The organism is Streptomyces sp. P13-3-3, assembly GCF_050571355.1.
Taxonomy (GTDB): domain Bacteria; phylum Actinomycetota; class Actinomycetes; order Streptomycetales; family Streptomycetaceae; genus Streptomyces; species Streptomyces althioticus.
In genome coordinates this window covers 4,684,052-4,699,603 of the sequence record NZ_CP192228.1, presented here as the reverse complement: position 1 = coordinate 4,699,603, position 15,552 = coordinate 4,684,052, and the positions used below count along the sequence as shown (strand labels likewise).

The 15,552-nt window shown below is 71.7% G+C and carries 18 protein-coding genes and 5 tRNA genes; 7 read left to right on the top strand and 16 right to left on the bottom strand.

What is annotated here, in order from left to right; all coding sequences use genetic code 11:
- Positions 1-67: 67 nt before the first annotated feature.
- Complete coding sequence (rpmB, locus tag ACQZOG_RS21610) at positions 68-253, top strand: 50S ribosomal protein L28 (RefSeq protein ID WP_004924906.1); 186 nt, start codon at positions 68-70, stop codon at positions 251-253.
- A gap of 1,314 nt (positions 254-1,567) precedes the next feature.
- Here the strand turns inward: rpmB and thiD are convergent.
- Together thiD and ACQZOG_RS21600 are read right to left on the bottom strand one after the other, a co-directional pair.
- Positions 1,568-2,380, bottom strand: coding sequence for a bifunctional hydroxymethylpyrimidine kinase/phosphomethylpyrimidine kinase (gene thiD, locus ACQZOG_RS21605; protein ID WP_163090982.1), 813 nt, complete (start codon positions 2,378-2,380; stop codon positions 1,568-1,570).
- Positions 2,377-3,342, bottom strand: a complete 966-nt coding sequence (locus ACQZOG_RS21600; protein ID WP_033275888.1) for a thiamine-phosphate kinase — start codon at positions 3,340-3,342, stop codon at positions 2,377-2,379. The genes thiD and ACQZOG_RS21600 overlap by 4 nt, the downstream gene beginning before the upstream one ends.
- A gap of 206 nt (positions 3,343-3,548) precedes the next feature.
- Between ACQZOG_RS21600 and ACQZOG_RS21595 the strand changes: the two genes are divergently transcribed.
- Entirely contained in the window at positions 3,549-3,782 is a 234-nt protein-coding gene (locus tag ACQZOG_RS21595; RefSeq protein WP_004983019.1) for an Lrp/AsnC family transcriptional regulator, read from the top strand.
- A 20-nt stretch (positions 3,783-3,802) separates the two neighbouring features.
- Positions 3,803-4,303: a DUF3515 domain-containing protein gene (locus tag ACQZOG_RS21590; RefSeq protein ID WP_033275887.1), complete on the top strand. Its 501-nt coding sequence runs from the start codon at positions 3,803-3,805 to the stop codon at positions 4,301-4,303.
- Positions 4,304-4,322: 19 nt separating this feature from the next.
- On the opposite strand, the gene ACQZOG_RS21585 is transcribed toward ACQZOG_RS21590, so the two are convergent.
- The 3 genes from ACQZOG_RS21585 to ACQZOG_RS21575 all read right to left on the bottom strand — a co-directional run bounded on the left by ACQZOG_RS21585 (position 4,323) and on the right by ACQZOG_RS21575 (position 7,393).
- A complete protein-coding gene (locus tag ACQZOG_RS21585; protein WP_033275886.1) occupies positions 4,323-5,480 on the bottom strand; it encodes a D-alanine--D-alanine ligase family protein in 1,158 nt (385 codons plus the stop codon).
- 93 nt (positions 5,481-5,573) lie between these two features.
- Positions 5,574-6,584: an NAD(P)H-dependent glycerol-3-phosphate dehydrogenase gene (locus tag ACQZOG_RS21580; RefSeq protein ID WP_037641789.1), complete on the bottom strand. Its 1,011-nt coding sequence runs from the start codon at positions 6,582-6,584 to the stop codon at positions 5,574-5,576.
- Complete coding sequence (locus ACQZOG_RS21575; protein ID WP_033275884.1) at positions 6,581-7,393, bottom strand: lysophospholipid acyltransferase family protein; 813 nt, start codon at positions 7,391-7,393, stop codon at positions 6,581-6,583. Before ACQZOG_RS21575 ends, ACQZOG_RS21580 begins: the two co-directional genes overlap by 4 nt.
- A gap of 175 nt (positions 7,394-7,568) precedes the next feature.
- Between ACQZOG_RS21575 and cofC the strand changes: the two genes are divergently transcribed.
- Together cofC and ACQZOG_RS21565 are read left to right on the top strand one after the other, a co-directional pair.
- Entirely contained in the window at positions 7,569-8,207 is a 639-nt protein-coding gene (cofC, locus tag ACQZOG_RS21570; RefSeq protein WP_354793055.1) for a 2-phospho-L-lactate guanylyltransferase, read from the top strand.
- 10 nt (positions 8,208-8,217) lie between these two features.
- Entirely contained in the window at positions 8,218-8,421 is a 204-nt protein-coding gene (locus ACQZOG_RS21565; RefSeq protein ID WP_033275882.1) for a hypothetical protein, read from the top strand.
- A gap of 99 nt (positions 8,422-8,520) precedes the next feature.
- Here the strand turns inward: ACQZOG_RS21565 and ACQZOG_RS21560 are convergent, their stop codons facing one another.
- The 4 genes from ACQZOG_RS21560 to leuC all read right to left on the bottom strand — a co-directional run bounded on the left by ACQZOG_RS21560 (position 8,521) and on the right by leuC (position 11,834).
- On the bottom strand, positions 8,521-9,159 hold the full coding sequence (locus ACQZOG_RS21560) for an HU family DNA-binding protein (protein WP_033275881.1): 639 nt from the start codon (positions 9,157-9,159) through the stop codon (positions 8,521-8,523).
- 136 nt (positions 9,160-9,295) lie between these two features.
- The gene (locus tag ACQZOG_RS21555; protein WP_033275880.1) at positions 9,296-9,526 is read right to left on the bottom strand and encodes a hypothetical protein; all 231 of its coding nucleotides are present in this window, start codon (positions 9,524-9,526) and stop codon (positions 9,296-9,298) included.
- 277 nt (positions 9,527-9,803) lie between these two features.
- Positions 9,804-10,397 (bottom strand): 3-isopropylmalate dehydratase small subunit, encoded by a 594-nt coding sequence (gene leuD / locus ACQZOG_RS21550; protein WP_354793058.1) that lies wholly within the window; start codon positions 10,395-10,397, stop codon positions 9,804-9,806.
- 6 nt (positions 10,398-10,403) lie between these two features.
- The gene (leuC, locus tag ACQZOG_RS21545) at positions 10,404-11,834 is read right to left on the bottom strand and encodes a 3-isopropylmalate dehydratase large subunit (RefSeq protein WP_354793060.1); all 1,431 of its coding nucleotides are present in this window, start codon (positions 11,832-11,834) and stop codon (positions 10,404-10,406) included.
- Positions 11,835-12,027: 193 nt separating this feature from the next.
- On the opposite strand from leuC, the gene ndgR reads away from it, so the two are divergent.
- Positions 12,028-12,741: an IclR family transcriptional regulator NdgR gene (gene ndgR / locus ACQZOG_RS21540; RefSeq protein WP_004924944.1), complete on the top strand. Its 714-nt coding sequence runs from the start codon at positions 12,028-12,030 to the stop codon at positions 12,739-12,741.
- 83 nt (positions 12,742-12,824) lie between these two features.
- Here the strand turns inward: ndgR and ACQZOG_RS21535 are convergent, their stop codons facing one another.
- Positions 12,825-13,385 carry a DUF4188 domain-containing protein gene (locus ACQZOG_RS21535; RefSeq protein WP_033275877.1) on the bottom strand — a complete coding sequence of 187 codons (561 nt, stop codon included), beginning with the start codon at positions 13,383-13,385 and terminating at the stop codon, positions 12,825-12,827.
- An 87-nt stretch (positions 13,386-13,472) separates the two neighbouring features.
- Between ACQZOG_RS21535 and ACQZOG_RS21530 the strand changes: the two genes are divergently transcribed.
- Positions 13,473-14,117, top strand: coding sequence for a MerR family transcriptional regulator (locus tag ACQZOG_RS21530; RefSeq protein ID WP_033275876.1), 645 nt, complete (start codon positions 13,473-13,475; stop codon positions 14,115-14,117).
- 47 nt (positions 14,118-14,164) lie between these two features.
- Here the strand turns inward: ACQZOG_RS21530 and ACQZOG_RS21525 are convergent.
- From ACQZOG_RS21525 to ACQZOG_RS21500, 6 genes are all read right to left on the bottom strand, one after another.
- Positions 14,165-14,237, bottom strand: a tRNA-Glu gene (locus ACQZOG_RS21525).
- Positions 14,238-14,264: 27 nt separating this feature from the next.
- Positions 14,265-14,336: transfer RNA gene (locus ACQZOG_RS21520), tRNA-Gln, on the bottom strand.
- A 21-nt stretch (positions 14,337-14,357) separates the two neighbouring features.
- Positions 14,358-14,430: transfer RNA gene (locus ACQZOG_RS21515), tRNA-Glu, on the bottom strand.
- A gap of 87 nt (positions 14,431-14,517) precedes the next feature.
- Positions 14,518-14,590, bottom strand: a tRNA-Glu gene (locus tag ACQZOG_RS21510).
- A gap of 39 nt (positions 14,591-14,629) precedes the next feature.
- Positions 14,630-14,701, bottom strand: a tRNA-Gln gene (locus ACQZOG_RS21505).
- A 91-nt stretch (positions 14,702-14,792) separates the two neighbouring features.
- Positions 14,793-15,524, bottom strand: a complete 732-nt coding sequence (locus ACQZOG_RS21500; protein ID WP_037641781.1) for an HAD family hydrolase — start codon at positions 15,522-15,524, stop codon at positions 14,793-14,795.
- Positions 15,525-15,552: the final 28 nt, after the last annotated feature.

The window sequence follows — 15,552 nt, the reverse complement described above, 5'->3', positions numbered from 1 at the left end:
GCTCTGGATCTGGATCCCGGCCTGCCGGGATCAACCGTAAGTGCATCTGAAGTCTTTGGAGTGACCCGTGGCTGCCAACTGCGACGTCTGCGGCAAGGGGCCGGGCTTCGGCAACAACATCTCGCACTCGCACCGCCGTACGCCCCGTCGCTGGAACCCGAACATCCAGCGTGTGCGTACCGTGGTCGGCGGGACGCCGAAGCGCGTGAACGCCTGCACCTCGTGCATCAAGGCCGGCAAGGTCTCGCGCTGACGCAATCGCTGAGCGCGCGGCCACAGCCGGTATCGCCGCAACGAGCCGGTCCACCTCAGGTGGACCGGCTTTTTGCTGTACCCGGCGGCGGGGTATCGGCCTGACGGCCGGGTGACCGACGGGAGACTCGAGCGCTCCCGCTCGGCACGCGGCGGGTCGCCTCGCGGCCAGGCTGACCGCGCCCCTGAGCGGCCGGTGCCCGGCGCGGGGGCGGGCCGCCGGCCGCCACGGGACCTGCCGACCTCGCGGTCCCGGTCACGCCCGTCAGAACGGCACGGCCCCCTGCGGATCGACGCGGGCACCCGCCGCACCCCCTGAGCAGCCGATGCCCGCCACGGGGCGAGCCTGCGGCCGCCACGGGACCTGCCGACCCCGCGCTCCCGGTCCCGCCCGGCAGTAGGGCACGGCCTGCGGGGCGACGCGGGTATCCGCCGCACCCCCTGAGCGACCGATGCCCGGCGCGGGAGCGAGTCGGCGGCCGCCACGAGACCTGCCGGCTCTGCGGTCCGGATGCTGGTGCCTCCCGGCAAAACGGCACGGCCCCCACGGGTCGACGCGGGCATCCGCCGCAACCCCTGAACAGCCGATACCCAGCGCCGGGAACGGGCCGGCAGCCGCCACGGGACCTGCCGACCCCGCGCTCCCGGTCCCGCCCGGCAGTAGGGCACGGCCCTGCGGGGCGACGCGGGTATCCGCCGCAACCCCTAAGCGGCCGATGTCCGGCGCGGGGGCGAGTCGGCGGCCGTCACGGGACCTGCCGGCTCTGCGGTCCGGATGCTGGTGCCTCCCGGCAAAACGGCACGGCCCCCCACGGGTCGACGCGGGCACCCGCCGCACCCCCTGAGCAGCCGATGCCCCGGCGCGGGGGCGGGCCGGCGGCCGTCACGGGACCTGCCGGCTCTGCGGTCCGGATGCTGGTGCCTCCCGACAGAACGGCACGACCCCCGCGGGTCGACGCCGGCACCCGCCGCACCCCTGAACAGCCGATGCCCAGCGCCGGGGACGGGCCGGCAGCCGTCACGGACCTACCACCCCGCGGGCGACGCGGGCCCCTGAGCCGTAAGTGCCTGGCGCCGGGGGCGGGCCCGCGGCCATCGCGCAACCTGCCGCCCCTGCGGTCCGGGCTCTGCCCGGCAGAACGGCACGGCCCTGCGACGGCGACGCGGCACCCGCCGCACCCCTGAGCAGCCGAGGGCAGGCCGGCGGCCTGCGGGGCGACGCGGGTACGACATGGCCGGGTCGCGGAGCGACAGGTGTGTTCGTCCGCCCGTCCCGCCACTCCCGGCACCGACGCCCGTCGATCGTCCAGGCGTCCTACGCCTCTCCACGCCGCAGCGCCCACCCGTGATCCACCGGGCCGATTCCCCCGCCGAGGGCGAAGCCCGACGCCAGTGCCCCGGTGACGTACGTCTTCGCCGCGCTCACCGCCTCCGGGACCGTGTGTCCCCGGGCGAGGTGGGAGGCGATGGCGGAGGCCAGGGTGCAGCCGGTGCCGTGGGTGTGGCGGTTGTCGTGGCGAGGCGCGCGGAGCCAGTGCTCCTCCGTACCGTCCGTGAGGAGATCGACGGCCTCCTCCGACGCGCCGCCGGCGAGGTGGCCGCCCTTGATCACCACCCAGCGCGGGCCGAACTCCAGCACGGCCGCGGCGGCCCGCCGCATGTCCTGCTCGGAGGCCACGCGCACGCCGGTGAGCTGCGCGACCTCGTCCAGGTTCGGGGTGACCACGGTCGCCACCGGCAGCAGCTTGGTGCGGACGGAGTCCAGCGCCGACGCCGCCAGCAGCGCGTCACCGTGCTTGGAGACGCCCACCGGGTCGACGACCGCCGGCGCGTCCGTGCCGGCGAGCAAGTCGGCGACGGTCCCGACGAGTTCGGCCGAGGACAGCATGCCGGTCTTGACCGCCTGCACCCCGATGTCGTCGACGACGCTGCGGTACTGGGCGCGCACCGCCTCCACCGGCAGTTCCCAGGCGCCCTGCACGCCGAGGGAGTTCTGCGCGGTCACGGCGGTGAGCACGCTCATCCCGTGCACACCGAGCGCCAGCATGGTCTTCAGGTCGGCCTGGATGCCCGCTCCCCCGCCGGAGTCGGAGCCTGCGACCGTGAGCACCCGGGGCGGCGCGTTCATGACTCGATGTCCCCGAAGTGGTCCCAGCCGCCCTGGCTGGTCCAGGGCGCCCCGTCCACCGTCACCTGGGGCAGCGCCGAGGGGTTGAGCACCTCGCCGATGACCTTCCAGCGGGCGGGCAGCTTCACGTCCGGCGGGAAGGTGGCGACGATCGCGTGGTCCTCGCCGCCGGTCAGCACCCACTGCATGGGGTCGACCCCGACGGCCTGCCCGATGTCGTTCATCTGCGAGGGGATGTCGATCGCCCCGGAGCGGACGTCGATGCGGACCTTGCTGGCCTCGGCGATGTGCCCGAGGTCGGCGATCAGCCCGTCGCTGACGTCGCACATGGCGGTCGCGCCCAGACCGGCGGCGGCGGGGCCCGCGTGGTACGGCGGCTCGGGGCGCCGGTGCGCCTCGACGAAGGCGCGCGGGGAGCGGAAGCCGCGGGAGAGCACCGCGTGCCCGGCCGCGGACCAGCCGAGCCAGCCGGTCACCGCGACGATGTCGCCGGGCTGCGCCCCGCCCCGCATGACGGGCTCCTGGTTGCGCAGGTCGCCGAGCGCGGTGATGGACACCGTGATGGTGTCGCCGCGCACGACGTCCCCGCCGACGACCGCCGCGCCGGCCACCTGGCACTCGTCGCGCAGGCCGTCCATGAGTTCGCTGGGCCAGGTCACCGGCAGTTCGGCGGGCACGACCAGGCCGAGCAGCAGCGCGGTCGGCACCGCGCCCATGGCGGCGATGTCGGCGAGGTTCTGGGCGGCGGCCTTGCGGCCGACGTCGTAGGCCGTGGACCAGTCGCGGCGGAAGTGGCGCCCCTCCACCAGGACGTCGGTGCTGGCCACGACCCGCCGGTCGGGCGCGGAGACCACCGCGGCGTCGTCGCCGGGGCCGACCCGGACCGCCGGGGTGGTGGTGAGACGGGAGGTGAGCTCCCTGATGAGCCCGAACTCCCCTAGCTCACCAACAGTGCCCTTCATTTCCCTTACGCCCCTTCTATCCCTGTCCGTGCCCGGTCGCGGGTCGTCCGAGTCCTCGCTACGGTCGAACTGACCGTCAACTTCTCCCGTGCCTGTACCCCGGCGCGCAAGCCCCGGTTCCCGCAGGTCTCCCCGCGACGAGCGGCGACGCGATACCGTGGCGTTCCTTTTCCCCACATGATCCTCGTGGCCGCCCTGGAGGTTCCGTGGTACAGGCGTACATCCTGATCCAGACGGAGGTCGGCAAAGCGTCGACCGTCGCCGATCTGATCGGCAAGATCCCTGGAGTCGTCCAGGCCGAGGACGTGACGGGTCCCTACGACGTCATCGTGCGCGCCCAGGCCGACACCGTCGACGACCTGGGACGCATGGTCGTCGCCAAGGTCCAGCAGGTGGACGGCATCACCCGCACCCTGACCTGCCCGGTGGTGCATCTGTAGCCCCCGTCTACCCTGTCCCGGTGAACTCCTTCCGTCACCGGCACGCCGTTTGCTCCGCCCTCGCGGTGCTGATCACCGTCGCGGGCTGCTCCTCGGCAGACGACGACGTGTCCGCGGCGGTTCCCAGCCCGGACGCGAAGGTCACCGAGCTGTGTCAGAACCTGGACGAGGTCCTGCCGGCGACGGTGGACGGTGAGAGCCGCGACGACCCCGAACCCGCGTCCGAACTGACCGCGGGCTGGGGCGGCGTGGCGATCATACTGCGGTGCGGTGTCGGACGGCCGCCGAAGATGACGGATCCCAAGGTGGCCAACGGCCAGGACGCGGACGCGGTGCCCGGCGGCGTCAACGGCGTCGACTGGCTGATGGAGCGCGAGGGCGACGGCGTCCAGCGCTTCACCACCGCCAACCGCGAGGCGTACGTCGAGGTCGAGGTGGCCGACGGGCGGGACAGCACGGGCGTGCTGATCGACCTGGCCCCGGCCGTGAAGAAGGCGATCCCCGAGGGGATCGCCTCCTGACACGCGCGCGGGGTGCGGCTCAGCGCAGTCCGGTGGACCGGCGCAGCGCCGCCTGGATCAGCAGGTCGACGAGCTCCTGGTAGCTCACGCCGGTCGCCTGCCACATCTGCGGGTACATCGAGATGGGCGTGAAGCCGGGCATGGTGTTGATCTCGTTGATCACGAACTCGCCGTCCTCCGTGAGGAAGAAGTCCGCGCGGACCAGGCCCTCGCAGGAGGCCGCGTCGAACGCCTCGACCGCGAGCCGGCGCACCTCGGCCGTCTCCTCGTCGGTCAGCGGCGCGGGAACCATGCCGGGTGTGGAGTCGATGTACTTCGCCTCGAAGTCGTAGTACGCGTGCGTGTCCGGCGGCGGGATCTCGGCGGGCAGCGAGGCACGCGGACCGTCCTCGAACTCCAGCACGCCGCACTCGATCTCGCGCCCGCGCAGCGCCGCCTCGACCAGGATCTTCGGGTCGTGGCGCCGGGCCTCGGCGACGGCGTCGTCCAGGCCGGAGAGGTCGTCGACCTTGGTGATGCCGATGGACGAGCCGGCCCGGGCGGGCTTCACGAACAGCGGCCAGCCGTGCTCACCGGCGAAGTCCACGATCCGCTTGCGGGCGGCGGCCTCGTCCCGCGCCCACTCGCGCGGCCGGATCACCAGGTACGGGCCGACCTTGAGCCCGAAGGAGGTGAACACCCGCTTCATGTACTCCTTGTCCTGGCCGACGGCCGAGGAGAGCACACCGGAGCCCACGTAGGGGATGCCGGAGAGTTCGAGCAGGCCCTGGAGGGTGCCGTCCTCGCCGTAGGGGCCGTGGAGCACCGGGAAGACCACGTCGACCTCACCGAGTGCCTTGGGCACCGATCCCGGCTCGCTGTAGACGACTTCGCGGTCCGCGGGGTCGACGGGGAGCACCACCGCGCCCTCCGTGGACTCGGCCAGCTGGTCGACGCTGGGCGTGCGGCGCTCGGCGATCGCCATGCGTTCCGGTTCGTCGGCGGTGAGCGCCCACCGGCCGTCCTGGGTGATGCCGATCGGCAGGACGTCGTACCTGGTCCGGTCGATGGCCTTGAGGACGGCGCCGGCGGTGACCACGGAGATCCCGTGCTCGGAGCTGCGCCCGCCGAACACGACGGCCACACGCGGCTTGCGCGACGGCGAGTCGGGGCTCTGGGGGAGGTTCTCGGTGCTCATATCGCGACGAGCGTACCCGCTGCCGGAGCCGGGACACAGCGCCCGCAACGCCGTGCGTGGGCCGAACGGAGGGGTCCGCCGCCCGGCCGTCGCTCAGCGTCGCTCGGGCTTCGCGCTGCGCGACATCAGCTCCTTCAGGGCCACCTGAGGCGGCTTGCCCTCGTGCACGATCCCGACGACCGTCTCGGTGAGCGGCATGTCGACGCCGTGCCGACGGGCCAGGTCCAGCACCGACTCGCAGGACTTGACGCCCTCGGCGGTCTGCTTGGTGACCGCGATGGTCTCCTGCAGGGTCAGTCCCTTGCCGAGGTTGGTGCCGAAGGTGTGGTTGCGGGACAGCGGCGAGGAGCAGGTGGCCACCAGGTCGCCCAGGCCCGCCAGTCCGGAGAAGGTCAGCGGGTCGGCGCCGAGCGCGACGCCGAGCCGGGTGGTCTCGGCGAGGCCGCGGGTGATGAGCGAGCCCTTGGTGTTGTCGCCGAGCCCCATGCCGTCCGCGATGCCGACGGCGAGACCGATGACGTTCTTCACCGCGCCGCCCAGCTCGCAGCCGATGACGTCGGTGTTGGTGTACGGCCGGAAGTACGGGGTGTGGCAGGCGGTCTGGAGCCGCCGGGCGACCTCTTCGTCGGTGCAGGCGACGACGGCGGCGGCGGGCATCCGGGCGGCGATCTCGCGGGCCAGGTTGGGGCCGGTCACCACGGCGATCCGCTCCCGCCCGACCTTGGCGACGTCCTCGATCACCTCGCTCATGCGCATCGCGGAGCCGAGTTCGACGCCCTTCATCAGGGACACCAGCACCGTGCGCGGCGCGAGCAGGTCGCGCCACTGCGCGAGGTTGCCGCGCAGCGTCTGCGAGGGCACGGCGAGGACGGTGAAGTCGGCGCCGCGCGCGGCCTCGGCCGCGTCCGCGGTGGCCCGCAGGTTCTCGGGGAGTTCGACCCCGGGCAGGTAGTCGGGGTTGGTGCGGGTGGAGTTGACCGCCTCGGCGAGTTCGGGGCGCCGTCCCCACAGCACGACGTCGCAGCCCGCGTCGGCGAGGACCATGCCGAAGGCCGTCCCCCACGATCCGGTGCCGAAGACGGCCGCCTTGACCGGCTTGCTCACGTGCCCAGCCCCTCTTCACGTACTTCCCGGACGGCGGCGCGCTCGCCCCGGTTGCGGTCCTGCCGCCCGTTGCGCTGCGCGTGCGTCCGGCGGCGCTGCTCCATGCGCTCCACGCGCGGGTCGTAGGGCTTCTCGGGGGCCTTCTCGCCGCGGATCTCCTCCAGCAGGCGGGTCACGGCGGCCATGATCGTTTCGGTGGTCTCCTTGAGGAGCTCCGGCGTCATCTCCCGGTCGTAGAAGCGCGACAGGTCGACCGGCGGGCCGGCGAGCACCTTGCTGGTCTTGCGCGGGAACAGCCGAGGCTTCTTCGCGTACGGCGGGAGCAGTTCGTTGGCGCCCCACTGGGCGACCGGGATCACCGGGCACTTGGTCTGCAGCGCGACGCGCGCGGCACCGGTCTTGCCGGTCATGGGCCAGCCGTCCGGGTCCCGGGTGAGGGTGCCCTCGGGATAGAAGGCGACGCACTCCCCGCGCTCCACGGCGTCGATGGCGGCGCGGAAGGCGCTCAGCGCGTCCGTGCTCTCGCGGTAGACGGGAATCTGCCCGGTGCCGCGCATCGCGGCGCCGACGAATCCCTTGCTGAAAAGCCCGCTCTTCGCGAGGAATCGCGGAACACGGCCGGTGTTGTACTGGAAGTGCGCGTAGGCCAAAGGATCGATGTGCGAATTGTGGTTCACCGCGGTGATAAAGCCACCCTCGGCCGGAATGTTCTCCATTCCGCGCCAGTCCCGCTTGAGCAGTACCACCAGCGGCGGTTTGCAGATCACCGCGGCGAAGCGGTACCAGAAGCCGATTCTGCGGCGCGGCACGAGTACACCTTCCTCTTACGGACGACAGGCCCAGGTCCCGGCCCCCTCAAGGCCGGGCGGGCCGCACAAGTGTCGCCCCGGGCCGCCGGTCTGTCGAGAACACCGTACGCCCGGTCCCCCGGCCGTCGGCGGCCCCGGGTGACAATGACCGTGACAAGAGAGGGACGCAACACTCGTGCAGTGGACCTTGGTGGTACCCCTGAAGCCCCTGCCGCAGGCCAAGAGCAGGCTGGCGGACACCGCGGACGACGGTCTGCGGCCGGGGCTGGCGCTCGCGTTCGCACAGGACACGGTGGCGGCCGCGCTCGGCTGTCCGGCGGTGCGGGATGTGGTGGTCGTCACCAATGACGCCCTGGCGGCCAGGGAGCTGGCGGCGCTGGGTGCCGGGACCGTGCCCGACCTCCCGCGGGCCGGGCTCAACGCCGCGCTCGTCCACGGCGCGACGGTGGTGGGTGCCGCCCGCCGCGCGGCCTCGGTGGCCGCGCTGAACGCGGACCTGCCGGCGCTGCGTCCCGCGGAACTGGCCCGGGTGCTGGACGCGGCGGCGCAATTCCCGCGGTCCTTTCTCGCGGATTCCGCGGGCCTCGGCACGACTCTTCTCGCCGCGAGCCGCGGCCGTGAACTGCACCCCCAGTTCGGCGTCGGTTCGCGCGCCCTGCACCGCGCGTCCGGCGCGGTCGAGCTGACGCTCGACGCGGTCGACTCCGTGCGGCAGGACGTGGACACCGGCGGGGATCTGCGGGCCGCGCTGGCGCTGGGCGTCGGCCCCCGCACGGCCGCGGCCGCCGCGCGGCTGCCCGCCGGGCAGCAGTAGGCTGCCGCACATGCAGGCCACCGCGTACACCTACGACCCCGACAGCCGCAGCGGTCAGGTGCTGCTGGACGACGGCACCCCGGTGCCCTTCGACGCCGCGGCGTTCGACGCGGGCGGTCTGAGGCTGCTGCGTCCCGGGCAGCGGGTGCGACTGGAGACGGAGGGCGAGGGCACGTCCCTGCGGATCACGCTGGTGACGCTGCAGACGTTCTGACGCGCGCGGGCGGACCCGGACACACCGCGGGCCGGGCTCCCGGGGGAGTCCGGCCCGACACGTGAGTACCGCTTGCCCGAAGGGGGGACGAGGCGTCCGCTACTTCTTGCGGGCGGTGGTCTTCTTGGCGGTGGTCTTGCGCGCGGTCGACTTCTTGGCGGGGGCCTTCTTGGCCGTCGCCTTCTTCGCCGGGGCCTTCTTGGCCGTGGTCTTCTTCGCGGCGGTGCTCTTGGCCGCGGCAGTCGACTTGGCGGGGGCCTTCTTCGCCGTGGTCTTGCTCGCCGTGGTCTTGGCGGTGGCCTTCTTGGCCGTCGTCTTCTTCGCGGCCGCCTTCTTGGCCGTGGCGGCCTTCTTCGCCGTGGTCTTCTTGGCCGCGGCCTTCTTCACCGTCGCCGAAGCGCCGCCGGTGAGGCTGCCCTTGGGAGCCTTCTTCACGGCGACCTCGCCGCCGCGCGGCAGCTTCTTCGAGCCGCTGACCAGGTCCTTGAAGCCCTGACCGGCGCGGAAACGCGGGACGGAGGTCTTCTTGACCCGAACCCGCTCGCCCGTCTGGGGGTTGCGGGCGTAACGGGCGGGGCGGTCGACCTTCTCGAACGAACCGAAGCCGGTGACCGAGACCCGCTCCCCCGAGACGACCGCGCGGACGATGGCGTCCAGTACGTGGTCGACGGCGTCGGCGGCCTGCTGGCGGCCGCCCACCTTGTCGGCAATCGCTTCTACGAGCTGCGCCTTGTTCACGTCTTCCCCTTCGGAGACATCGCCAGAACGAATGTGTTCAAGCTTTTTCGCACGTTAGGCAGATATATACCGCAAATCAAACACGAAACGGGCTAATCACCCTTGTGCCGCAACGAAGTCGGTTGTCTCGACTGGTTCAGCGTTCCTCGCCGGGGATCCGTCCCTCGTCGAGGTCCGCCATGAACCGCTCCAGACGCCTTGCCGCACCGGCGAGATCGTGCTTGGCCGCGGCCGTAATGACCAACAGCTTCCGGGTCAGCGCCATCCGTACGCCCTCCGGGACTTGCAGTGCGCGCACCCTCGAGTGCGCTTCCTTGAGCCGGACCGCGACCGCCGTATAGAGCTGGAGTTGGCCGTCGTGTTCCATGCACAGATTGTGCCATCTGGGGCGAGTTGTCGCCTGCGCAGGGGGCAACTGCCGCGCCGGACGGCCGTCCGCACACACCCGGGATCCACGGGCACGTGACACGTGTACCCCGGCAACCACCTTCTTAACGTGGCAAGTTGGCGGCCCTCAAGACGGCACGCGGAGCCGAACGGGTACGAAGACGCCCGTACCCCCGATCGGTCCGATCGGGGGTACGGGCGGGGTGACACTGTGGCCGAAAGTCGACCTCTGCCGAGGACTTCGGCGGCGCGAGGGGTCAGGCCGTGAGGGTCCGCGGCTTGAAGGAGGGACGCTTCGCCTCGTACGCGGCGATGTCCGCCTCGTTCTGCAGCGTGATGGAGATGTCGTCGAGGCCGTTCAGCAGCCGCCAGCGGGAGTTCTCGTCCAGCTCGAAGGGGGCGTTGACGCCCCCGGCGCGCACCTCGCGGGCCTCGAGGTCGACGGTGATCTCGGCGGTGGGGTCGGCCTCGGTGAGCTCCCACAGGCCGTCGACGATCTTCTGGTCGAGGACGACCGTCAGCAGGCCGTTCTTCAGCGAGTTGCCGCGGAAGATGTCGGCGAAGCGGGAGGAGATCACGGCCTTGAAGCCGTAGTTCTGCAGCGCCCAGACGGCGTGCTCACGGGAGGAGCCGGTACCGAAGTCGGGGCCGGCCACCAGGACCGTGGCGCCCTCGCGCTCGGGCCGGTTGAGCACGAACTCGGGGTCCTTGCGCCAGGCCTCGAACAGCCCGTCCTCGAAACCGTCCCGCGTGACCTTCTTGAGCCAGTGGGCCGGGATGATCTGGTCGGTGTCGACGTTGCTGCGGCGCAGCGGGACGGCCCGGCCGGTGTGGGTGGTGAATGCTTCCATGACTGATCAGACTCCAGCGGGCGTGCGGTCGTCGGCGGCGGCGAGGTCGGCCGGGGAGGCCAGGTGGCCGAGGACCGCGGTGGCCGCGGCGACCTGCGGGGACACCAGGTGCGTCCGGCCGCCCTTGCCCTGCCGGCCCTCGAAGTTGCGGTTGGAGGTGGAGGCGGAGCGCTCACCGGGGGCGAGCTGGTCCGGGTTCATGCCCAGGCACATCGAGCAGCCCGCGTGCCGCCACTCGGCGCCGGCCTCCTTGAAGACCACGTCCAGACCCTCGGAGACGGCCTGCAGGCCCACCCGCGCGGAGCCGGGGACGACCAGCATCCGTACGCCGTCGGCGACTTTGCGGCCCTTGACGATGTCCGCGGCGGCGCGCAGGTCCTCGATGCGGCCGTTGGTGCACGACCCTACGAAGACGGTGTCCACCCTGATGGAGCGCAGCGGCTGCCCGGCCTCCAACCCCATGTACTCCAGGGCCTTTTCGGCGGCGAGCCGCTCCGAGGCGTCCTCGTACGAGGCGGGGTCGGGGACCGACGCGGAGAGCGGCGCGCCCTGGCCCGGATTGGTGCCCCAGGTGACGAACGGCGACAGTTCGGAGGCCTCGATGACGACCTCGGCGTCGAACTCGGCGTCGTCGTCGGACTTCAGCGTCTTCCAGTACGCGACGGCCGCGTCCCAGTCCTCGCCCTTCGGGGCGTGCGGACGGCCCTCGAGGTAGGCGAAGGTCGTCTCGTCGGGGGCGATCATGCCCGCGCGGGCGCCGGCCTCGATCGACATGTTGCAGATGGTCATCCGGGCCTCCATCGAGAGCTTCTCGACGGCCTCGCCGCGGTACTCCAGGACGTAGCCCTGGCCGCCGCCCGTGCCGATCTTCGCGATGATCGCGAGGATCAGGTCCTTGGCGGTGACGCCCTCGGGCAGCTCGCCGTTGACCGTGATCGCCATGGTCTTGGGGCGGGCCATCGGCAGCGTCTGGGTCGCCAGGACGTGCTCGACCTGGGAGGTGCCGATGCCGAAGGCCAGGCCGCCGAAGGCGCCGTGCGTGGAGGTGTGGGAGTCGCCGCACACCACCGTCATGCCGGGCTGGGTCAGGCCGAGCTGCGGGCCCACGACGTGCACGACGCCCTGCTCGACGTCGCCCAGCGGGTGCAGCCGGACGCCGAAGTCCGCGCAGTTCTTGCGCAGCGTCTCCAGCTGGACCCGGGAGACCGGGTCGGCGATGGGCTTGTCGATGTCGAGGGTCGGGGTGTTGTGGTCCTCGGTCGCGATGGTGAGGTCGAGACGGCGCACCTGGCGGCCGTTCTTACGGAGGCCGTCGAAGGCCTGGGGGCTGGTCACCTCGTGCAGCAGGTGCAGATCGATGAAGAGGAGGTCGGGCTCGCCCTCGGCGCGCCGGACGACGTGGTCGTCCCAGACCTTCTCCGCGAGTGTCCTACCCATCGCTTTCCCTCCGGCCGGCATGCAGCGCTCCGGCCCAACTAGAGATCTGTGAGACGGCGCCCGCGCCCCTGACACCGGGCGTCCGCCGTCAGGCCCGGTGGTCCACGGGCCGCGTTGCTTCGTGCTTCAAGAGTGGCGGGTTCCACGAGAAATTGAACTTGCGTTTCACAGAGTGAGACGCAAGTATCGTTGCATGGACAACAGTAGCGGCGTCGGCGTTCTGGACAAGGCAGCACTCGTCCTGAGCGCCCTGGAGTCCGGCCCGGCCACCCTCGCGGGGTTGGTCGGTGCCACCGGACTGGCACGACCCACGGCCCACCGTCTCGCGGTGGCGCTGGAGCACCACCGCATGGTGGCGCGTGACATGCAGGGGCGGTTCATCCTCGGCCCGCGCCTTGCCGAACTGGCCGCGGCCGCGGGCGAGGACCGGCTGCTCGCCACGGCGGGCCCGGTGCTCACGCACCTGCGCGACGTGACGGGAGAGAGCGCCCAGCTCTACCGCCGCCAGGGCGACATGCGCATCTGCGTGGCCGCGGCGGAGCGCCTGTCCGGTCTGCGGGACACGGTCCCGGTGGGCTCCACGCTCACCATGAAGGCCGGTTCGTCGGCGCAGATCCTCATGGCCTGGGAGGAGCCCGAGCGGCTGCACCGCGGCCTCCAGGGCGCCCGGTTCACGGCCACGGCCCTCTCCGGCGTACGGCGCCGCGGCTGGGCGCAGTCGATCGGCGAGCGCGAGCCGGGCGTGGCGTCCGTCTCGGCGCCGGTGCGCGGTCCGTCGAACCGTGTGGTGGCCGCCGTGTCGGTGTCCGGCCCCATCGAGCGGCTGACGCGCCACCCGGGCCGGATGCACGCCCAGGCCGTCATCGACGCCGCCGGCCGCCTTTCCGAGGCGCTCCGGCGCTCCTGAGCGCTTCCTCCAGGTTCACGTCCACCCACCCGCCCCGCGGGAACGGGTCCGCCTCAACGCCGCGGCGGACCCCCTCTCCCGTCTCACGCGCCGTCGGCCACCGCCGACGGCGCGGTCTTTTCCGCCGCTTCCGGCCGTGCGGGCCGCTCCGGCCGGTACGCGAACCGGTCCTTGGCGCGCCGCCCGCGCTTCTCCAGCGCGATCTGCCCGTGCGCGGCGGCGAGTCCGAACGCCGGCATGTCGGCGTAGATCGCCTCGTAGTTGCCCTGCGGCACCACGTACGCCTCGTGCCACAGCCCGACGTGGCCCCGCACCTTGCCCTGCCGCTCCTTGCCGTTGACGAACGTCCACGCGCGGTGGTGGACCGTGCCCGGGGCGTGCGCGTAGGCGTAGAGCTTCTCCTTGGACTCCCAGTACTGGACGACGTAGTAGGTCCGCGGGGAGGCCGTGAGCAGGATGTGGTTCAGCAGGCCGCTCTCCGGGCGCTTGCCGAGTTCGCGCAGCATGCGCGGCATGGAGGCGAGCACGGGCAGCCAGTGGTGCACGGCCCAGAAGTGGTTGATCCGCATGCCGATCAGCAGGACGACGACGTCGCCCTCCGCCGCCGCGGTGGTGCGCTCGGCGACCGCGAACCTGCGCCGCATGTCGTACTCCCGAATCCATAGGGTGGCCTGGACGGGTTCCCTGGAGAACTCTTGGATAGTCTCGCTATCCCAAGGAAGGCGCAAGAGGTGCGGCTGGCTGAACTGAGCGAACGCAGCGGTGTGTCCACCGCGACGATCAAGTACTACCTGCGCGAGGGACTGCTGCCGCCCGGCCGCCGCGTCAACGCGACCACGGCCGACTACGACGAGGAGCACCTGCGCCGGCTGCGGCTGGTGCGCGCGCTGATCCAGGTCGGCGGCATCCCGGTGGCCAGGGCCCGTGAGGTGCTGAGCCACATCGACGACGACTCGCTGGGCCGCACGATCCGCCTGGGCGCGGCGCTGTGGGCGCTGCCGCAGGAACCGGAGCCGGACGAGGACGACCCGGACGTGGTGGCGGCCGCCGCGGAGGTGGACCGCCTGCTGGAGACGCTGGGCTGGGAGACCTCCCGGGAGCTGTCCTCCCTCTCCCCCGTGCACCGCTCGCTGGTGGTGGCGGTCGCCACACTGCGGCGGCTCGGCTATCCCTGGGACGCGGAGCTGATGGCGCCGTACGCGGGGCTGATGCACCAGGTGGCGTCCCGGCAGCTCGACTTCATGGAGACGTACGACTCACTGAAGGAGCAGGTGGAGGTGGCCGTGGCGTCCGCGGTGCTGTTCGAGCCGGTGCTGCGCGCGCTGCACCGGCTGGCGCAGGAGGAGGAGTCGGCCCGTCGGTACGGCATCGAGTGACGGACAGCACGAAAGCCCCCCACCGAGGTGGAGGGCTTTCGCCGGTGTACCCCCGACCGGATTCGAACCGGCGCTACCGCCTTGAGAGGGCGGCGTGCTAGGCCGCTACACAACGGGGGCGTGGATCACGCGTTTCCGCAGATCCTGCTGGTCTACCTGGACTCGAACCAAGACTAACTGAACCAGAATCAGTCGTGCTGCCAATTACACCATAGACCAATGATGGTTTAGACCAGTCAGTACCCCCGACCGGATTCGAACCGGCGCTACCGCCTTGAGAGGGCGGCGTGCTAGGCCGCTACACAACGGGGGCCCTAGCGATCCCCACCCGGCGGTAACCGGATGTTGTCACCGCGAGATCAGCGGGAGCTACCCTGACCGTCCTCGCGGGATGGATCTGTACCCCCGACCGGATTCGAACCGGCGCTACTGCCTTGAGAGGGCAGCGTGCTAGGCCGCTACACAACGGGGGCTTGCGGATGAGATCCGCGGGTGCAGATGAGCTCTGCGAGCTGGCCTACCTGGACTCGAACCAAGACTAACTGAACCAGAATCAGTCGTGCTGCCAATTACACCATAGGCCACTGGAACGCAAGCCCCGGAGGGGACCTTGTTCTAGTTCTGCGCTTCGGGGCTCCGGCCTTCCGGCCCGCTCCCCGCGGCGCAGGAAGAACATTACCTGAAGGACGACGACGCTCCAAAACGAGTATCGCCGCGCAGCAAGGAGGGCAGTTCGGCGAGGGACGCGATGCGGCGCGGACCGGTCGGCGGTTCCAGGGTCGCGTGGGCGTCGGCGCGGTCGATCCACACCGAGAGCAGCCCGGCCTCGGCGGCGCCCCGGCCGTCGATCTCCGGGTGGTCCCCGACGTAGGCGACCTGTCCCGGGGGCAGGGCGAGGGCGTCGCAGGCGGCCAGGAAGGCCTCGGGCTCCGACTTGGAGACGCCCAGCTCGGCGGCGCACAGGATCGCCTCGAAGCGGTCGTGCACGCCCAGCACCCGCAGCTTGCGGTCCTGTACGTGCAGGCTGGAGTTGGAGAGCACCGCGTGCCGGTGGCTGGCGGCGAGGGCGTCCAGCACGGGGAGCACGTCCGGGAACAGGCTCCAGGCGGACTCGTAGTGGACCAGGTAGCGGTCGAACCAGTCGTCCGCCTCGGCGTCGGTGAGCTCGCGCCCGAGGAACACCCGGGTGCGGTCGCGGCGCTGGGTCTCGAAGTCCACCTCGCCGGCGGCGAACCGCGCCCACTGCCGGTCGGTGATCTCCCGCCAGCGCGCCAGCGCCTCCTCCACGGAGCCGTACCCGGCGAGCAGCCCCTCGGCGGCCAGATGGGCGCGCATGCCCTCCCGGTCGGCGGTGGTGTAGTCGAACAGCGTGTCGTCGACGTCCCAGACCACGGCGCGGATGTCCATGCCACCGACGGTACCGGGACGGACCGGA

What these genes read in the sequence shown, in the direction of transcription:
- ACQZOG_RS21555 (WP_033275880.1), bottom strand. Translation starts at nt 9,526, where the DNA reads ATGGAACACGACGGCCAACTCCAGCTCTATACGGCGGTCGCGGTCCGG.
- ACQZOG_RS21600 (WP_033275888.1), bottom strand. Translation starts at nt 3,342, where the DNA reads ATGAAGGGCACTGTTGGTGAGCTAGGGGAGTTCGGGCTCATCAGGGAG.
- leuC (WP_354793060.1), bottom strand. Translation starts at nt 11,834, where the DNA reads ATGGGTAGGACACTCGCGGAGAAGGTCTGGGACGACCACGTCGTCCGG.
- thiD (WP_163090982.1), bottom strand. Translation starts at nt 2,380, where the DNA reads ATGAACGCGCCGCCCCGGGTGCTCACGGTCGCAGGCTCCGACTCCGGC.
- ndgR (WP_004924944.1), top strand. Translation starts at nt 12,028, where the DNA reads ATGGACAACAGTAGCGGCGTCGGCGTTCTGGACAAGGCAGCACTCGTC.
- ACQZOG_RS21500 (WP_037641781.1), bottom strand. Translation starts at nt 15,524, where the DNA reads ATGGACATCCGCGCCGTGGTCTGGGACGTCGACGACACGCTGTTCGAC.
- ACQZOG_RS21585 (WP_033275886.1), bottom strand. Translation starts at nt 5,480, where the DNA reads ATGAGCACCGAGAACCTCCCCCAGAGCCCCGACTCGCCGTCGCGCAAG.
- leuD (WP_354793058.1), bottom strand. Translation starts at nt 10,397, where the DNA reads ATGGAAGCATTCACCACCCACACCGGCCGGGCCGTCCCGCTGCGCCGC.
- ACQZOG_RS21565 (WP_033275882.1), top strand. Translation starts at nt 8,218, where the DNA reads ATGCAGGCCACCGCGTACACCTACGACCCCGACAGCCGCAGCGGTCAG.
- ACQZOG_RS21535 (WP_033275877.1), bottom strand. Translation starts at nt 13,385, where the DNA reads ATGCGGCGCAGGTTCGCGGTCGCCGAGCGCACCACCGCGGCGGCGGAG.